Genomic DNA, 15,391 nt, shown 5'->3' with positions numbered 1-15,391 from the left:
CCCGAACACACATGAGCGATTTCTCCCCCTCTGATGGGTTCCCCCTCGCCGCGCGCGAGGCGGCGCGGCGGCACTGCGCGTCGCTCGAGGACGCCGTGGGCCGGCTTCGCCGGGACCACCTGGACCGGATCGCCCGGTGGGGCGCCCGGCTCGCGGTCGTCCTGCCGGGCGGGGGCCGGCTGCTGGCCGCCGGGAACGGCGGGAGCGCCGCGCAGGCGCAGCACCTGACGGCCGAACTGGTGGGCCGCTACCGGCGCGAGCGGCCCGCGTACTCGGCGATCTCCCTGCACGCCGAGACCTCCAGCCTGACCGCGATCGGCAACGACTACGGCTTCGACCAGGTGTACGCGCGGCAGGTCGCCGCGCACGGCCGCCCCGGTGACGTCCTGCTGCTGCTGTCCACGTCGGGGCGGAGCGGGAACCTGATCGCGGCGGCGGCGACGGCGCGCTCCACGGGGATGCGGGTGTGGGCGCTGACCGGCCCCGCGCCGAACCCGCTGGCCGAGGCGGCGCACGAGGCGCTGTGCGTGGACGCCGCGTCGACGGCCACGGTGCAGGAGGCGCACCTGGTGGCGGTGCACGTGCTGTGCGAGTGCTTCGACGCGGTGGTCGAAGCGGGCCCGCCGTGGCGGACCGGCGGGGCGGCCGGCGCGTTCGAGCCGGCGGCGGCGCGGCGGAGGATGTCGTGAGCGCCCGGCAGCCGCTGGTGGTCGTCGGGGACGTGCTGCTCGACGAGGACGTGGAGGGCGTGTCGACGCGGCTCGCGCCCGACGCGCCCGCGCCGGTCGTCGACGTGACGGGCGGCCACCGGCGGCCCGGCGGCGCCGGGCTGGCCGCCGCGCTGGCCACGCGGGGCGGGCGCGAGGTGGTGCTGGTGACGGCGCTGGGCGACGACCCGGCGAGCGACGCGGTGCGCCGCTCCCTGGAGGGCCGGGTCCGGCTGGTCGAGCTGCCGCTGCGGGGCACCCTGCCGGTGAAGACCCGCGTCCTGGCGTCGGGCCGGCCGCTGGTGCGGATCGACCGGGGCGGCGGCGACCCCGGGAAGCCCGGCGGCGCGGTCCGCGACGCGCTGTCCGGCGCGCACGCGGTGCTCGTCGCGGACTACGGGCGGCGCACCGCGGACGCCGTACGGGACGTGCTGGCGGCCGTCGCGCCGCGCGTGCCGGTCGTGTGGGACCCGCACCCCCGGGGCGGCGCGCCGGTGCCCGGCGTCCGGATCGCCACGCCGAACGCCGCCGAGACCCGGGCGCTCGGCCCCGGCACGGGCGGCGAGTCGCTGCGGGCGTACGCGCAGCGGGGCTCGGACCTGGCGGAGCGGTGGCGGGCGGCCGCCGTGGCGGTGACCCTCGGCGAGCGCGGGGTGCTGCTGACCCGGCCGGGGCCCGGCGCCGGCACGCCGATGTTGGTGCCCGTCCCCTACCGGGCGACCGGCGACCCGTGCGGCGCGGGCGACTGCTTCGCCGCGGCGACCGCCGCCGCGCTGGCGGACGGGGCGCTGCCGGAGGAGGCGGTGGAGCGGGGGGTCGCGGAGGCTGCGGCGTTCGTCGCGGCGGGCGGCGCGGGCAACCCGGCGCTGTGGCGGACGCCGCCGCCGGCGCCGGGGCGGCACGAGCCGCCGGTGACCGACCCCTTCGCGCTCGCCGAGCGGGTACGGGCGCGGGGCGGGACGGTGGTGGCGACGGGCGGCTGCTTCGACCTGCTGCACGCCGGGCACGTGGGCCTGCTGGAGAGCGCGCGGCGGATCGGCGACTGCCTGATCGTCTGCGTCAACTCCGACGCGTCGGTGACGCGGCTCAAGGGGCCGGGCCGGCCCCTGAACCCGATCGCGGACCGGACGCGGGTGCTGGCCGGGCTGGGCAGCGTCGACGCGATCGCGGTGTTCGACGGCGACACGCCGGCGGAGCTGCTGACGCGGCTGCGGCCGGACGTGTGGGTGAAGGGCGGCGACTACTCGGCGGAGGAGCTGCCCGAGGCGGAGGTGCTGCGCGGCTGGGGCGGTCAGGCGGTGGTCCTGCCGTACCTGGACGGCCGCTCCACCACCCTGCTGGCGCGCCGCGCGGCCCGCGCGGCGGCCCGGCCGGCCGCGGAGTGACCTGACCGGGACCGCCGTGCTCAGGCCGCCGTGCCCAGGGCCGGGCGGGCGGCGAGCGCCGCCGGAGCGGTGGGGACCGGCACCGGGGCGGGGGTGCGGCGGCGGTGGGCGAAGTGGCCCGCCGCGACGACCGCCGCGATCAGCAGGCCACCCAGCACGAGCGCGCCGCGCGCGCCGGCCACCTCCATGAGCAGGCCCAGCGCCGGCGGCCCGGCGAGGCTCCAGACCGTGCGGATGCTGCCCCACACGCCCAGCACCCGTCCCCGCAGGTGCGGCGGCGGGTCGGTCTGCAGGACGGTCGTCCCGGCCGTGTCGGAGACCGACTCGACCACGGCCATCGGCAGGACGAGCACCAGCAGCACCGCCAGCGACGGCGACAGCCCGGCCGCCACCTGGAGGAGGCCGCCGGCCGCCGCGAGGACGCCGACGAGCCGTACGGACGGCCTGCGCAGCCGGGCGCCCAGGACGGCGCCGACGATGCCGCCGACCGCGAGGACGGTGGACACGGTGCCGAACGCCCCGGCGCCGCCGGCGAGCGGCCCGGTGACGAGCACGGCGAGCGTGAGCCCGTAGTTGCGGCCGAACACGGCGCTGACGCCGGAGATGACGGCCAGGCCCACGAGGCGGGGGCGGCGGGCGAAGAACGCCAGCCCCTCCCGGACGGTCATCCGGCTGTCGCCGGCCCGGCCCGCGGGCTCGCCGGTGGGCTTGCCGGCGGGTTCCGGCCGGGTCTGCTCGCGCACGGGCCGCAGGAACGGGATCACCGCCGTCACGAACAGGAAGGACAGCCCGTTGGCCGCGTACGCGGAGGCCGTGCCCAGGAAGGCGACCGTGAGGCCCGCCAGTCCGGCGCCCGCGAGGCGGCCCGCGTTGTGGACGAGGGAGCCGACCCCGATGGCCGACGGCACGTCCTCGGTGCGCACCAGGTCGTTGCCGAGCAGCGCGCAGGCGGGCCCGTCGACGGTGGCGATGAGACCGGTGACGGCGGCGAGCGCCATCAGCGCGCCGAGGTTCAGCCGGTCGGTCGCCACGAGGAACGCCGTGGTGAAGGCGACCAGGCCGAGCAGCGCCTGGCTCACGGCGGCGGTCAGCTTGCGGGGCCAGCGGTCGACGACGGCGCCGCCGGCCACGCCCATCAGCAGGCCGGGCGCGGCCTGCACGGACAGGGACAGGCCGGTCGCGGCGGCGGAGCCGGTGATCTGCAGGACCAGCAGGTTCTGCACGGTCAGCTGCATCCACGTACCGGCGTTGGAGACGAAGTTCGCGACGGACCACCAGCGCATGCTGCGGTACTTCAGCGAACGCCAGGGGGAGGCGGACGGGGCGGGCGCGGTGGCCGGGGAGGAAGGAGGCACGGTGAAGAGGGGGGGCTCGAATGGCGGATCGCGGCGGGGAGTCGACGCGGGCTTCGCTGCGCGGTCGCTCCACCGGGGCATGTGCGCCGACCATCGTGGCAGCCCGCCGCCGCGTCCACCGTGACCTGCGCCTCCCCCGCCGCGGCCAGGCCCCGCCGGGGGCGGCGGGGCCCTTGCGGCACCGGGGATCCGGCCCGCCCCGTGGGCTTGCTCACAGTGACCGCCCGGGGTGCCGGACGGTGTCGCGCGGGTCACAGTGAAGAGTCAGCGCACCACACCCGAGGAAGGCGGAGGCTACGGCATGGGCAGCGGTGGAGTGCGGGTCGACCTGCACGGCAGGCAGGCCCTGGTGACCGGCGGAGCGCGGGGCCTGGGCGCGTCGATCGTCCGGCGGCTGGCCGGGGCGGGCGCGTCGGTCCTGGTGGCGGACGTGCGCAAGGAGCTGGCGCGGGAGCTGTGCGACGAGCTGAACGGGGACGGCGGCGAGGCCCGCTTCGTGGAGCTGGACGTGCGCGACCCGGAGGCGGTGGCCGGGGTGTTCCGGGAGCTGGACGGCGCGGGCCGGGCGGTGGACGTCCTGGTCAACAACGCGGCCGTGGACGTGTCGAAGCCGATCGAGCACCTGACGGCCGACGAGGTCACGCGCGTGATCCAGACGAACCTGCTGGGCCCGGTGTACCTGTGCCTGGAGGGCTACCGCCGGATGGTGGCGCGCGGCGGCGGCCACATCGTGAACATCCTGTCGACGGCCGCCAACCGCACCTGGACGGAGGCCGGCCCGTACGCGGCGGGCAAGACGGGGCTGCGGGCGTTCACGCACACGCTGTTCAAGGAGGCGCAGCGGGACTGCCCGGGCATCGGCGTCACGGGCGTCGTGGCGGGCGGCATGGAGACACCGTTCATCATGGACCGCTTCCCGGACACGGACGTGTCGATGCTGCAGAGCCCCGACGTCGTCGCCGACGCCGTGCTGTACGCCCTGTCGGTGCCGGAGGGCAGCGTGGCGGGCGAGATCGTGGTCGTGCCGCGCCGGGAGCCGTCCTGGCCGTAGCCGGGCCCCTCGGGGTCAGCCGCCGGACCCGTGCCCGCCGCGCAGCATGCGCAGCACGGCCCGCTCGACGGGGCCGTGGGTGGCGGGCACGCCGTACGAGGCGGCGGCGCCGAGTGCGGGCAGGGCGTCGGCGACGGTGACGCCCTCCTCGTACAGCTCGACGACGCGCGGGTTGATGTAGGAGGCGCGGCACACGGCGGGGGTGTTGCCGAGGTAGTCGGCGACCTCCCGCACGGCGCGGCCGACGGCGCGGCGGCGCGTGGTCTCGCTGTGGGCGACGGACCGGGAGACGGCGAGGGCGACGGCCGCCATGACGGTGGCGTGCCAGGTGCGGAAGTCCTTCGCGGTGACCTCGACACCGGCCAGGTCGCGCAGGTGGGCGTTGACCTCGGCGCCGGTCACGTCGCGCCAGGCGCGGCCCTCCCGGTAGGCGAGGAGCCGGTCGCCGCCGCCGCGTCGGCGGGCGAGCGCGGTGAGGGCGCGCAGGGTCGGGGGGTCGGCGACGGCGTGGACGCGCTGCCGGCCGTGCTTGCCGGGGTAGCTGAGCACGACCTCGCGGCGGCCGCACGTGGAGTGGTCCCGCAGCAGCGTGGTCAGCCCGTACGTCTGGTGGCGGTCGGCGTAGCGCTCGCTGCCGACGCGGAAGAACCCCAGGTCGAGGAGGCGGACGGCGGTGGCGAGGACCCGTTCGCGGGTCAGGCCGCGGGTGTCGAGGGCCGCCAGGGCCGCCTCGCGGACCCGCGGCAGGGCCTCGGCGACGTCGAGGACGTGGTCGTGTTTGGCCCGCTCCTGCCGGGCGCGGAACACCGGGTGGTACAGGTACTGGCGCCGCCCGGCGGCGTCGGTGCCGACGGCCTGGAGGTGCCCGTTCGACCGGGCGCAGATCCAGACGTCCCGCCAGGCGGGCGGGATGGCGAGGCCCTTGATCCGCTCCCGTTCGTCCGGGTCGCGCAGCGGTCGGCCGCGGGTGTCCAGGTAGCGGAAGCCGCGCCCGTGGCGGACGCGGGTGTATCCGGGATCGGAGGGCCGGACGTGGGCGAGGCGCACGGGCGGCGCCCCTCTACACCGGCTTGAGCGGGTCGTGGCCGATGTTCATCAGGCCGTGCCGCCAGTCGGTGCCGCCCGCCTCCGGTTCCAGGTCCGGGTCGCGCTGGGAACGGACGATCTCGCAGACGCGGCGCATGACGGCGACGTCGTCCCCGGTGAGGTCGGTGCGCCGCTTGCCGAGGATCTCCAGGACTCGGCGGCCGGTGCGCGGCCCGGCGCGGTCGGGGAGCTCTTCGGTCTCCTCGTCGGCGGCCTGGGTGCTCAGCCACTCCTGGAGTTCGCGCGAGGTCATGTTGACGACGGTGTGGAACTCGTCCCACAGCTCGGCGCTGATCTGGTCGGACGCTGCCATGACGTACCTCCCGGCGTTTCCGGCGGCTTCCTCGGGTGCCGTGCCCTCGGGCGGCGTGCCCTCGGGTCATCCCCCCGGGTTGCCGACGGCCGGGACGGCAAACCCGGGTCACGGCGGCGGCAGTGCCTGCTCGGCCCAGATCGTCTTGCCGGTGGCGGTGTAGCGGGTGCCCCAGTGCTGGGTCATCTGGGCGACGAGGAACAGCCCGCGGCCGCCCTCGTCGTCCGTGGTGGCGCGGCGCAGGTGGGGTGCGGTGTGGCCGGTGTCGGAGACCTCGCAGATCAGCGTGCGGTCGTGGATGAGCCGCAACTGGACGGGGCCGGAGGCGTAGCGCAGGGCGTTGGTGACGAGTTCGCTGACGACGATCTCGGTGGTGAAGGCCAGCTCGTCGAGGCCCCAGGCGGTGATCTGGCGGGCGGCGAGGGCGCGGGCCCGGCCGACCTCCTCGGGGCCGGTGGCGAGGTCCCAGGTGGCGACGCGGTCGCCGTCGAGCGTGCGGGTGCGGACGAGGAGGAGCGCGGCGTCGTCCTCGAAGGGGCCGGGGAGGAGGGCGGTGACGGCCCGGTCGCAGAGTTCGGGCAGGGGGCGGTCGCGGTGGTCGGCGAGGAGGGCGGTCAGCCGGTCCACCCCGGTCTCGGGGTCGCGGGCGCGGTCGCGGACGAGGCCGTCGGTGAACAGGGCGACGAGGCTGCCCTCCGGGAGGCGGAGTTCGGCGCTCTCGAAGGGCAGGCCGCCGAGGCCGAGGGGCGGCCCGGCGGGGACGTCGGGGACGGTGGCGGTGCCGCGCGCGGCGTCGAGGACGGCCGGGGCGGGGTGTCCGGCGCGGGCCATGCGGCAGACGCCGGTGACCGGGTCGTACACGGCGTACAGGCAGGTGGCGCCGACCGCCTGGTCGTCGGGGATGTCGTCGGGGCCGCGGGCGGGGCCGGGCGGGACGGTGCCGGTGACGGAGCCGGGTGCGGCGGCCTCCTCGTCGGCGGCCTGCGTGATGAGGTCGTCGAGGCGGGTGAGGAGCTCCTCGGGGGCGAGGTCCTGGCGGGCCAGGACGCGGACGCTGGTGCGCAGCCGTCCCATGGTGGCGGCGGCGCCGAGGCCGTGGCCGACCACGTCGCCGACGACGAGGCCGACGCGGGCGCCGGAGAGGGTGATGACGTCGAACCAGTCGCCGCCGACGCCGGACTTGCCGTCGGCGGGCAGGTAGCGGTGGGCGAAGTCGACGGCCGTGATCCGGGGCAGGTTGCGGGGCAGCAGGCTGTGCTGGAGGGTCAGGGCGGCGGTGTGCTCGCGGGTGAAGCGGCGGGCGTTGTCGATGCAGACGGCGGTGCGGGCGACGAGCTCGTCGGCGACGGGCAGGTCGTCGGCGTCGAACGGGGCGGGACGGCCCTCGCGGCGGAAGGTGACCACCCCCAGGGGCGCGCCGTCGGTGCGCAGCGGTACGACGAGGGAGGCGGCCTCGCCGCCGGTGAGGACCGGGCGCCCGGAGGCGAGGCAGCGCAACTGGGGCGCGTCGGGCGGGTACGGGACCGGCTCGGGCCCGGGGCGGGCGGCGTCGGGGCCGGTGTCCGGGCCGTCGGGAGGCGCGGCCCAGACGCGGACGAGGCGTCCGGCGCGCGTGGTGCCGGGGGTGGGCGGGTCGCCCCGCAGGACGGCGTCGACGAGGTCGACGGTGACGCCGTCGGCGAACCGGGGGACGGCGACGGAGGACAGCTCGCGGGCGGTGCGGCCCATGTCGAGGGTGGTGCCGACGAGCCCCCCGGCCCTGACGAGCAGGTCGAGGCGCTGCTGGGCGAGGTAGCGGTCGGTGATGTCGACGGTCTCCTCGCAGACGCCGAGACGGGTGCCGTCGGCGTCCTGGAGCCGGTAGTACGAGCAGGACCAGACGTGGTCGTGGTCGGGGTCGACGGGCGGCCGGCCACGGTAGTGGAGCTCGATGACGGCGTCGCCGGTGGTGAGGACCCGGCGCATCGTCTCCTCCAGGGTGGGCGGGTGGCCGGGGGACAGGACCTCGCCCGCGGCGACCATGTCGTCGGGGCCGAGCCCGACGTACTGGGAGGTGCCCATCTCCCGGTAGAGGGCGCTGTTGGTCCACACGACGCGCAGGTCGGTGTCGTAGATGGCGAGGCCGACCGGGGACTGGGTGGCGAGGCCGCGGAGCATCGCCTGGAGGGCCTCCCAGCGTTCGGTCTCGTCGGCGTCGGCGACGGCGAGGAGGCGGGACGGGCCGGTGCCGGCGTGGGAGAGCGGCAGGGTGGCGGCGACGACGCGGACGACGCGGCCGTCGCGGTGGCGCATGCGGAGGACCTGGCGGCGGGCGCGGTCGGCACCGGGCGGGTCCCCGGCGGCCCGGTGGGCGCCGGCGCGGTCGGCGACGAGGCCGTCGACGGGCCGGCCCAGGACCTCGCCGGGCGGGTAGCCGAGGAGCCGCTGCGCCGCCGGCCCCCAGCCGATGACGGTGCCGTCGCCGTCGAGTACGGCGGTGGCGGCCCGGGTGGCGTCGAGGGGCCCGCGGAAGTCGGTGCCCCCGGCCGCGTCCACCGGGCCCGCGGGGTGCGTCTCGCCGGTCCTCACGGCCGGTCACCCCCTTCGGACGGGCCGGGTCCCGGCCGGCGGGCGGTGGGGGGCGGAGGGGTGCGGCCGGGCCGGTCGCCGTCCCGGGCGGTCCCGCGGCGGGGCGGGCGCGGCCCGGCGGCGGGGCGCGCGGCGTCCGTGTCGGCCGTACCGGCCCCGCCGGGCGGGCCGGAGGACCCGGTACGGCCGACCGGGTGACGCGGCAGCGGCGGCGGGTGCCCTGCGCGGGCGGCGGGGCACGGCGGTCCCCCGGCGCGGGAGCGCGGGGAGGCCCCGCCGGGGCGGGGGCGGGAGGGGGCGCCGCCGGGGCGGGGGCCGGCGGGCCGGACCGTGTCGGCGGCCACGGGGGCGGGGGCCGTCGCGGACGTGTCGGTGGCCGCGGGCGCGTCGCGGACGCGGCCGTCGTCCGTCCTGCTCCCCTCCTCGTCCGTCCCCGGCGGCCGGGGCGGGACGTGCCGGGGAGCGCCGTACCAGGTCACACAGTCAGGATGCGCCCGGTGGGGGGCGCCGCGCACTCCGGTGGGGGTGCCGTTCGCCCCGTCCGGCCCGGGTCCGGCGTGAGCTATGTTGTGCGGAATTGGGACGAGAAGGAGGCGGATCGTGCCATCAGTGCCATCCGGGCAGCAGGCACGCGCGCAGGCGGCCGCGATCACGCCGGGGCGGCAGGCCCCGGAGCCGGAGCCGACCCCCGCGGAGCGGGTGAGGGCCCTGTTCACCGGCCACCGGCTGTCCCCGGGGCAGCGGCGCATCGCGCAGTACCTGGTGGACCACCTGACGGAGGCCGCGTTCCTGTCGATCACGGAGCTCGCGGACCGCGCCGGGGTGAGCCAGCCGTCGGTGACGCGGTTCGCGACGTCGCTGGGGTACGCCGGCTTCCCGGCGCTGCGGGAGGCACTGCAGCCGATCGCGCTGAGCGCGGTGGCGGGGGCGGCGGACTCCCGGGAGGAGGACCGGCGCAACGAGCTCCAGGCGGCGGTCGACGCGGAGATCGAGAACCTGGAGGGCCTGCGGCGCGTTCTGGCCGATCCGGGACGGGTGCTGGAGGTGGGGCGGCGACTGGCTCGTTCCGTTCCCCTGACGGTGGTGGGGCTGCGGATCTCGGTGTCGCTGGCGGAGTACTTCGCGTACGCGGCGCGGCGCATCCACCCCGATGTCCGGGTGGTGACGCGCGGCGGGAGCGTCGCGTACGACACGCTGCTCCAGGCGCGGGAGGCGGGCGGCTCGTGGGTGCTGGCGTACGCGATGCCGCGGCACGCGAACGAGACGCTGGCGGCGGTGCGGGCGGCGCGGAGCACGGGGCTGCGCGTGGCCCTGATCACCGACCTGACCATGGGGCCGCTGGTGGAGGAGGCGGACGTGACGCTGACCGCCCCGGCCGGTTCGCGGCTCGTGTTCGACTCCTACGCGGCGCCGGGGGTGCTGTCGGCGGCGGTGCTCCAGGCGATGGCGGACGCCGAACCGGAGCGTACGCAGGCGCGGCTGGAAGGGTACGAGCAGGTCGCGGCGCAGCACGACTTCTTCATCGACGACTGAGGACGAGCCGGCGCGGACGGTGGCGTCCGGCGCTTCGGCGGGGGTTTCGGTGGGCCCGGTACGGTCGGGCGGCACCGATTTTTTTCGGCCACCGGCGAGCATGAAATTTTTCATGCCCTTGCCTACTCGACGGTATATATATGTACTGCTCGCACGACACCGCAGCACCGATAGGTGCGATGCGGTGCCCGCTGACCGAACACGGCCGGGCGGCGCTCCCTCCTCGTGCCGCCCCGCGTGTTCGCTGCCGGGTGTTCCGCTCTCCCCTGTGGGCACCCGCCGGCGGCCCCGGTCTACCCCTGGGCCGGGGCCGCCGAACCCTGCCTGCCCTCAGCCGGCCGCCACGGTCGCCAGCCTGGCCCGTGCGGCCGTGAGCGCGTGCTCCAGTGTCCGGGTGCCGGTCGTCACGCAGAGCGTGTACGTCACGTCGTCCAGGCGGCGTTGCAGATCCGGGGCGATCGCGTGTTCCTGCGCGGCGGCGCAGAGGGATTCGTACCGGGCAACGAGCTCTCGAAGCACAGCGGGATGCGCCAACAGCATGGACGTACCTGCCTTTCCGACGCCATGAGGTGAGAGGGGAGGGCGGCGAGGCGCTTCTCCCGTGGAGGTGGTGCGAAGAGGTCGGGTGACGCGACGGCGTCCCGGACCGGGACATCGCTCCCGCGCGGGATATGCCCGCACTGACCGACCTTCACACGACATTGTGATGCAACCGTGATGGGTTCGCCCTGCGGAGCGCCGAGCGGTGTGACGATCCGTGCGTGCGGTACTCGCCGGCCATGGCTGTGAACCCCATCGAGATGCAGAAGAACCTGGGCGGCGTCAGCTACCCCGCCTCCAAGGACGAGATCGTCAGGCAGGCGGAGGAGCACGGCGCCGGCAAGAAGGTCATGGACGCGCTGAAGTCCATGCCCGACAAGGAGTACGACTCCCCCGCGGCGATCAACAAGGAGGTCGGCAAGGGTTCGTGACCCGAGGGACCGTCCCCTCCACGACGCCGCCCCGCGTCAGCCGGGGCGGCGTGCCACGAGCAGGCGGCAGCGGGGCGCTCCGTCCTCGCGCACGCCCAGCGCGGGCAGCGCCGCCCACTCCACGGCGAAACCCGTCCGGCGCAGGTCGGTGACCACGTCGGGGAGCCGGAAGGTGCGGTAGTACATGACGAAGCGCGGCCGCCACAACGCGTTGCGGACCCGCATCGCCGCGTCGAAGCCCCACAGCGCCCAGTACGCCGGCGAGCCCACCCGCGGCGGCGCCGCCACGGGGAACGCGAACAGCCCGCCCGGCCGCAGGGCGGCGTGCACCCGCGCGAAGAGGCCCGGCCGCTCGGCGGGCAGGAAGTGCCCGAACGCCCCGAAGCTGACGGCGAGGTCGAACTCCGCGCGGAACGGCAGCGCCCGTACGTCGGCGCGCACCCACTCCGGCTCCGGCAGGCCCGGCTCCGGCGGGCGCGCCTCCTGGGCCTCCCGGGCCCGGGCGAGCATCCCCGCGCTCAGGTCCACCCCGGTCACCCGCTCCCGGCACAGCTCCCGCAGGAGGGCCGTGCCCGCCCCGGTGCCGCAGCACACGTCGAGCCCGGACCCGAACGGCCCCAAGGGCCGCAGCGCTTCGGCCACGGCGTCCAGGACGGCGTCGGGGGTGCGGAAGGGGGTGGCGTCGAACTTGGGGGCGAGCAGGTCGTAGCCGCGTTCGAGCGACGAGAGCGCCTGTACGGCCAGCTCCCCGAGGGTGGGTCCGCCGGAAGTGAACACGGCCGCCGAGCCTAGTGCGTCCCGGCGACGTCCACGGGGGGGTCCGCGCCGAGCCCGTCGAGGAACGGCCCGGCGCCGGGCCCGGTACCGTACGCGCCGGCTCCGGGGCGGCTGCTCGGCCCGGATGGCCTCGCCCTTCCCGATGTGGCGGGCGCCCCCACCGCCCGGCGAGCCGAGCGGCGAGGAACGGCACCCGGCCGCCCTCGTCGGCGGCCGTCGCGTACCGCAGGTGCGGCGAGGCGCTGCGGTCGGGCACCTCGCGGGTCGGGCCCCGGTCGTGAGGAGCCGGACGTGCGTCGGGGCGGAGCCGTACCGGATCGCGTCGGGACCGGCTCGCCGAGGACCGGCCCGTCCGCGCCGGGCGCCGGCGCGCAGTGCGGTCACCGCTCCCGGGACGCCCGGATGCGGGCCTCCTCCTCGTGGAACAGGTCGGCGAGGCGCTGGGTGTCCTCGTCGAGCTCGATCGGCGCGTCCTCGTCCTCGTCGTCCGGGAGCAGCCCCTGGGCGCGCAGCCGCTGCTCCTGGACCATGACGGGCGGCTGCGGGTCGGGGTCGGAGGGGCGCGGGCCCTCCGGGCCGTCGGGGCCGAACCGCACGAGCCGTTCGACGCGCACGATCCGGAAGCGGCGGCCCTCGACCTCCAGTTCGTCGGCCGGGTGTGCCTCGAACCGCTCGGCGGCCGCCAGGTAGGGGGCACGGGCCTCGGGGGTGAGGCGCTCCTCCCAGGGGATCATGACGCGCAGCCTGAAGGCGAGGTGGTCGCGGGCCCGCTGCGGGGAGTCGCCGCCGACCGAACCGGGCCGCCAGAGGCCCCGCTCGTACTCGGCCGTCATGAACAGGGGCGGCAGCAGGACGCCGCCGGGGTGGGTCTCGGCGGCCCGCAGGGAGTCCGCGCGGACGTCCTCGGGGACGGTGCCCGCCTTGCGGACGAGGGCCAGCAGGTCGACCTTGAGGACGCCCTCGGACATGCCGGTGGGCCGGATGGGGTCGAGGACGTACCCCTCGGTGGGGCGGGGCCCCTCGTGCGACCGTCCGGGGAGCGCCGGGTCGGGGTCGGAGGGGCGGGGCGGCTCGGGCCCGTCGGGCCCGGAGCGGATGAAGCACTCGGCGCGGGCGATCCGGTGGCGGACGCCGACGACGGTCAGCTCGTCGAGGGCCTCCCACTCCATGCGCTCGGCAGCGCTCATGCAGGCGGCGTACGCGTCCTCGTCCCCCGCCTCCCGCGCCTCCTGGGCGCTCCGCCGGAACTCGGAGCCCATCGCGTCGCGGGCCTCCTGCGGCGCCTGGTCGAGGAAGGACCCGAGGACCTCCCAGCCGCCGCCGGCCCGTTCGCGCACGACGCCGAAGAGGGGCGCCCCCGCGGACATCAGCCGGGGGTAGGCGTCGCGGGCGAGCCACGCCTCGGTGTCGGCCAGCGCGGCCACCGGCTGCTCGGGGGTGGCCACGCGGATCTGCCGGTAGGCGGGTACGCGGTCGGCGGGGTCACCCGCTCCGTGGAGCCCGTCGGTGTCCTTCGCGCCGTCGGTGTCCTTCGTGCCGTCCATGCGGTCGCGCCCTCCCTGTCGCCGTGGCCGCCGTTCGCCGGCCGTGGCCCCAGCCTGCCGCCGACGCGGCGGGCGCATGCGGCGGACCGGCCAAACAGTTCGCTCTGTTGGATGCCCGCGCCGCGGGCGGGCGGGGTCCGCACGGACGGGTGCGCGGGGTGCATTTCTCGCCGTCCTGGCGCGGGTATGGTCCCCCAGAGGCCGGCGTGTGGGTGACTGGGGGCGCAGCGTGGCCAGACGGGATTTCGAGGAGCGGGGCGTGCCCATCCGGCGGGGGTGGCGCCAGTTGACGACGGCCGGCGGGGTCCGGGTGGCGGAGGGCCGGCTGACCCTGCTGAACAGCAGGGGCAGCGAGATCGACAGCGCGCCGCTGTCGGAGGTGCGGGTGGTGGAGCCCTGGTACGTGCCGCGGGGGGTCGTCCGCGCGGTGCTCGGCGGGACCGCGTACCTGCTGCGGCTCACCCCGTCGCGGGCCCGGGACGTCGCGGAGGCCGCGCACCGGGCCCGCGGCTAGCGGGCGCGGAACCGGGCGCGGGTGCGGGCGCGGATCAGTAGCACCACCAGGTGCCGTCCGGGGGCTGCGGGATCCAGCGGTACGGGCCGCCTTCGGCGGGGCCCCGGCGGTAGACGGCGGTGACCGTGTCGGCCCGGTAGGTGCGCACCCGCTCGGACCTGCCGTGCCGGTCGGTGCGCTCCAGCACGATCTCGCCCGTGGCGGTGCGCCCCGCGGCGTCCGCCTCGACGACGGTGTCCTCTCCGTGGGCCAGCCGCAGCATGAAGACGGCCATGTTCGTTGTCGCTCCGTACTCTCGGGGCTCTCGGCCCGGTCTCAGATTCCGACGGGAAGGGTCGGCAGGTCCTCCCACACCTGCCGCAGTTCGGTGTAACGGCGGTCGGGCAGCCGTTCGAGGACCTCGCGGACCTCGGGGCGGGCTCCGGCGGCGGCGATCAGCAGGTCGCTCCGGCTGACCGCGCCGTTGGCGAAGACGGCGGCCAGGTGGTCGGCGATCTCGGTGCGGGTGACGTCGTCAGCCATGGCTCCCCCAGTGTGAGCGCGCGTGAAGGTTGGCGGCGTGGTGGTGCGTGATGGTCGGATGCGGCCGCCGGGGGCGGCTCCCGCGCCGCCCCTTGGCCGTGCGCGGCGGGGTCGGCGAGCGGCACCAATCTAACGCAGCCGTGGAGTCTGAAGGCAAGTCAGAACCGTGCCACCACAGGGTGGTTGCCCGAATTCCGCGCCCCTTACCGGACCCGACGGGCACCGGCCGCCGGGCGTTAACCCGTCCATCGGACGAGAGTCCCGGCCGCCCGCTGCGCGTGAGGGTACGATCGCGGTGAGTGACGGAGCACGGTGGTGACGGGAGGGACGGCGGCCATGTCGACGGTGACGCGGCAGGAGATCACCGCTTGCACCCGGGGGGCGTTCGGGTCGGGCTGGGTCGGGAGGGACGACCTGTGCGCGGCCGCGCGCGCGGCGGACGCCCGGCCGGAGGTCGTCGCGCTGCTGGCGGGGTTGTCGCCGCACGTACGGGTGTGCGCGCTGCCGGACCTGCTCCTGCTGCTGCCCGAACTGCCGGACGGACCGGAGGCCGGGAAGGCCCCGGGGGCCGGCGGGGCCCGCGGCGGGCCGGGCGACGGTGCGCGCGGAGGGGAGCCGGCCGCCGGGTGACCGGCCGGGCCGGTGCCGTCAGGCCCTCGGAACCCTCGTGGCGGGCTGCCCGGCCGGGGAGACCGGGGCGGTGCCGCCGCCCGAGCCGGACGGCTGGGTGAGGAGCGCGGTGAGGACCAGCCCGACGACGGCGATCACGACGGCGACCAGGGCCAGGACCTTGCGCCGGTCCCGGCGGCCGTCCCGCCGCCCGCGGCGCTTCCCGCCGTCGCGTCCGCTGCCGCATCCGGTGCCGCGTTCACCGTCGCGGGCCGGCCCCTCCCGCCGCACGGCACCGGCGGCGGGGGCGGCCGGGTCTCCGGCGAGCCGTCGGGTGAGCGCGGACATGCGGGCGTCCAGACCGGGGTCTTCCCGCGCGAGGAGCCTTTCGATCTCGGCGAGGAGGCGGTCCTCGTCCCTCCCGGATGCCATGGAGACCACCTCCGGTGCGACGTG

The 15,391-nt window shown here is 76.9% G+C and carries 17 protein-coding genes; 7 read left to right on the top strand and 10 right to left on the bottom strand.

Annotation, left to right across the window (positions count from 1 at the left end):
• Nucleotides 1-11: 11 nt before the first annotated feature.
• Both AC07D6_RS03990 and rfaE2 read left to right on the top strand, forming a co-directional pair.
• The gene (locus AC07D6_RS03990) at nt 12-689 is read left to right on the top strand and encodes a D-sedoheptulose-7-phosphate isomerase (RefSeq protein WP_315879030.1); all 678 of its coding nucleotides are present in this window, start codon (nt 12-14) and stop codon (nt 687-689) included.
• Nucleotides 686-2,092, top strand: coding sequence for a D-glycero-beta-D-manno-heptose 1-phosphate adenylyltransferase (gene rfaE2, locus AC07D6_RS03985; protein ID WP_479041762.1), 1,407 nt, complete (start codon nt 686-688; stop codon nt 2,090-2,092). The genes AC07D6_RS03990 and rfaE2 overlap by 4 nt, the downstream gene beginning before the upstream one ends.
• A 20-nt stretch (nt 2,093-2,112) precedes the next feature.
• Here rfaE2 and AC07D6_RS03980 read toward each other — a convergent pair whose 3' ends face one another.
• Nucleotides 2,113-3,375, bottom strand: a complete 1,263-nt coding sequence (locus AC07D6_RS03980) for an MFS transporter (RefSeq protein ID WP_479042326.1) — start codon at nt 3,373-3,375, stop codon at nt 2,113-2,115.
• Between the two features lie 373 nt (nt 3,376-3,748).
• Between AC07D6_RS03980 and AC07D6_RS03975 the strand changes: the two genes are divergently transcribed.
• On the top strand, nt 3,749-4,498 hold the full coding sequence (locus AC07D6_RS03975) for an SDR family oxidoreductase (RefSeq protein WP_315879028.1): 750 nt from the start codon (nt 3,749-3,751) through the stop codon (nt 4,496-4,498).
• A gap of 15 nt (nt 4,499-4,513) precedes the next feature.
• Here AC07D6_RS03975 and AC07D6_RS03970 read toward each other — a convergent pair whose 3' ends face one another.
• From AC07D6_RS03970 to AC07D6_RS03960, 3 genes are all read right to left on the bottom strand, one after another.
• On the bottom strand, nt 4,514-5,545 hold the full coding sequence (locus AC07D6_RS03970; protein ID WP_479041760.1) for a DNA topoisomerase IB: 1,032 nt from the start codon (nt 5,543-5,545) through the stop codon (nt 4,514-4,516).
• A 13-nt stretch (nt 5,546-5,558) separates the two neighbouring features.
• A complete protein-coding gene (locus tag AC07D6_RS03965; RefSeq protein WP_315879026.1) occupies nt 5,559-5,897 on the bottom strand; it encodes a DUF3140 domain-containing protein in 339 nt (112 codons plus the stop codon).
• A 108-nt stretch (nt 5,898-6,005) separates the two neighbouring features.
• Nucleotides 6,006-8,465, bottom strand: coding sequence for a SpoIIE family protein phosphatase (locus AC07D6_RS03960; RefSeq protein ID WP_479041758.1), 2,460 nt, complete (start codon nt 8,463-8,465; stop codon nt 6,006-6,008).
• A 609-nt stretch (nt 8,466-9,074) separates the two neighbouring features.
• Between AC07D6_RS03960 and AC07D6_RS03955 the strand changes: the two genes are divergently transcribed.
• Nucleotides 9,075-9,998: a MurR/RpiR family transcriptional regulator gene (locus tag AC07D6_RS03955; RefSeq protein ID WP_479042324.1), complete on the top strand. Its 924-nt coding sequence runs from the start codon at nt 9,075-9,077 to the stop codon at nt 9,996-9,998.
• Nucleotides 9,999-10,328: 330 nt separating this feature from the next.
• Here the strand turns inward: AC07D6_RS03955 and AC07D6_RS03950 are convergent, their stop codons facing one another.
• Nucleotides 10,329-10,538 carry a DUF5133 domain-containing protein gene (locus tag AC07D6_RS03950; protein ID WP_315879023.1) on the bottom strand — a complete coding sequence of 70 codons (210 nt, stop codon included), beginning with the start codon at nt 10,536-10,538 and terminating at the stop codon, nt 10,329-10,331.
• A 239-nt stretch (nt 10,539-10,777) separates the two neighbouring features.
• Between AC07D6_RS03950 and AC07D6_RS03945 the strand changes: the two genes are divergently transcribed.
• On the top strand, nt 10,778-10,969 hold the full coding sequence (locus tag AC07D6_RS03945) for a DUF2795 domain-containing protein (RefSeq protein WP_315879022.1): 192 nt from the start codon (nt 10,778-10,780) through the stop codon (nt 10,967-10,969).
• 36 nt (nt 10,970-11,005) lie between these two features.
• Here AC07D6_RS03945 and AC07D6_RS03940 read toward each other — a convergent pair whose 3' ends face one another.
• Both AC07D6_RS03940 and AC07D6_RS03935 read right to left on the bottom strand, forming a co-directional pair.
• Complete coding sequence (locus AC07D6_RS03940; RefSeq protein WP_479041755.1) at nt 11,006-11,746, bottom strand: class I SAM-dependent methyltransferase; 741 nt, start codon at nt 11,744-11,746, stop codon at nt 11,006-11,008.
• 380 nt (nt 11,747-12,126) lie between these two features.
• Entirely contained in the window at nt 12,127-13,290 is a 1,164-nt protein-coding gene (locus AC07D6_RS03935; RefSeq protein ID WP_479041754.1) for a DUF5954 family protein, read from the bottom strand.
• Nucleotides 13,291-13,549: 259 nt separating this feature from the next.
• On the opposite strand from AC07D6_RS03935, the gene AC07D6_RS03930 reads away from it, so the two are divergent.
• On the top strand, nt 13,550-13,804 hold the full coding sequence (locus AC07D6_RS03930; RefSeq protein ID WP_315879019.1) for a hypothetical protein: 255 nt from the start codon (nt 13,550-13,552) through the stop codon (nt 13,802-13,804).
• 34 nt (nt 13,805-13,838) lie between these two features.
• On the opposite strand, the gene AC07D6_RS03925 is transcribed toward AC07D6_RS03930, so the two are convergent.
• The gene (locus tag AC07D6_RS03925) at nt 13,839-14,078 is read right to left on the bottom strand and encodes a hypothetical protein (RefSeq protein WP_315879018.1); all 240 of its coding nucleotides are present in this window, start codon (nt 14,076-14,078) and stop codon (nt 13,839-13,841) included.
• A gap of 41 nt (nt 14,079-14,119) precedes the next feature.
• A complete protein-coding gene (locus tag AC07D6_RS03920) occupies nt 14,120-14,326 on the bottom strand; it encodes a hypothetical protein (RefSeq protein ID WP_315879017.1) in 207 nt (68 codons plus the stop codon).
• A gap of 336 nt (nt 14,327-14,662) precedes the next feature.
• Here AC07D6_RS03920 and AC07D6_RS03915 point away from each other — a divergent pair, with 336 nt between their 5' ends.
• The gene (locus tag AC07D6_RS03915; RefSeq protein ID WP_315879016.1) at nt 14,663-14,956 is read left to right on the top strand and encodes a hypothetical protein; all 294 of its coding nucleotides are present in this window, start codon (nt 14,663-14,665) and stop codon (nt 14,954-14,956) included.
• Between the two features lie 18 nt (nt 14,957-14,974).
• Here the strand turns inward: AC07D6_RS03915 and AC07D6_RS03910 are convergent, their stop codons facing one another.
• A complete protein-coding gene (locus AC07D6_RS03910) occupies nt 14,975-15,367 on the bottom strand; it encodes a DUF3040 domain-containing protein (RefSeq protein ID WP_479041752.1) in 393 nt (130 codons plus the stop codon).
• Nucleotides 15,368-15,391 lie beyond the last annotated feature (24 nt).

The sequence above is a fragment of the Streptomyces sp. NPDC045287 genome, from assembly GCF_056432325.1.
The sequence above is the reverse complement of the archived record's forward strand: the minus strand, read 5'-3'. Positions and strand labels throughout refer to the sequence as shown.

What these genes read in the sequence shown, in the direction of transcription:
- AC07D6_RS03990 (WP_315879030.1), top strand. Translation starts at nt 12, where the DNA reads ATGAGCGATTTCTCCCCCTCTGATGGGTTCCCCCTCGCCGCGCGCGAG.
- AC07D6_RS03980 (WP_479042326.1), bottom strand. Translation starts at nt 3,375, where the DNA reads ATGCGCTGGTGGTCCGTCGCGAACTTCGTCTCCAACGCCGGTACGTGG.
- AC07D6_RS03975 (WP_315879028.1), top strand. Translation starts at nt 3,749, where the DNA reads ATGGGCAGCGGTGGAGTGCGGGTCGACCTGCACGGCAGGCAGGCCCTG.
- AC07D6_RS03965 (WP_315879026.1), bottom strand. Translation starts at nt 5,897, where the DNA reads ATGGCAGCGTCCGACCAGATCAGCGCCGAGCTGTGGGACGAGTTCCAC.
- AC07D6_RS03950 (WP_315879023.1), bottom strand. Translation starts at nt 10,538, where the DNA reads ATGCTGTTGGCGCATCCCGCTGTGCTTCGAGAGCTCGTTGCCCGGTAC.
- AC07D6_RS03945 (WP_315879022.1), top strand. Translation starts at nt 10,778, where the DNA reads ATGGCTGTGAACCCCATCGAGATGCAGAAGAACCTGGGCGGCGTCAGC.
- AC07D6_RS03935 (WP_479041754.1), bottom strand. Translation starts at nt 13,290, where the DNA reads ATGGACGGCACGAAGGACACCGACGGCGCGAAGGACACCGACGGGCTC.
- AC07D6_RS03925 (WP_315879018.1), bottom strand. Translation starts at nt 14,078, where the DNA reads ATGGCCGTCTTCATGCTGCGGCTGGCCCACGGAGAGGACACCGTCGTC.
- AC07D6_RS03920 (WP_315879017.1), bottom strand. Translation starts at nt 14,326, where the DNA reads ATGGCTGACGACGTCACCCGCACCGAGATCGCCGACCACCTGGCCGCC.
- AC07D6_RS03915 (WP_315879016.1), top strand. Translation starts at nt 14,663, where the DNA reads ATGTCGACGGTGACGCGGCAGGAGATCACCGCTTGCACCCGGGGGGCG.
- AC07D6_RS03910 (WP_479041752.1), bottom strand. Translation starts at nt 15,367, where the DNA reads ATGGCATCCGGGAGGGACGAGGACCGCCTCCTCGCCGAGATCGAAAGG.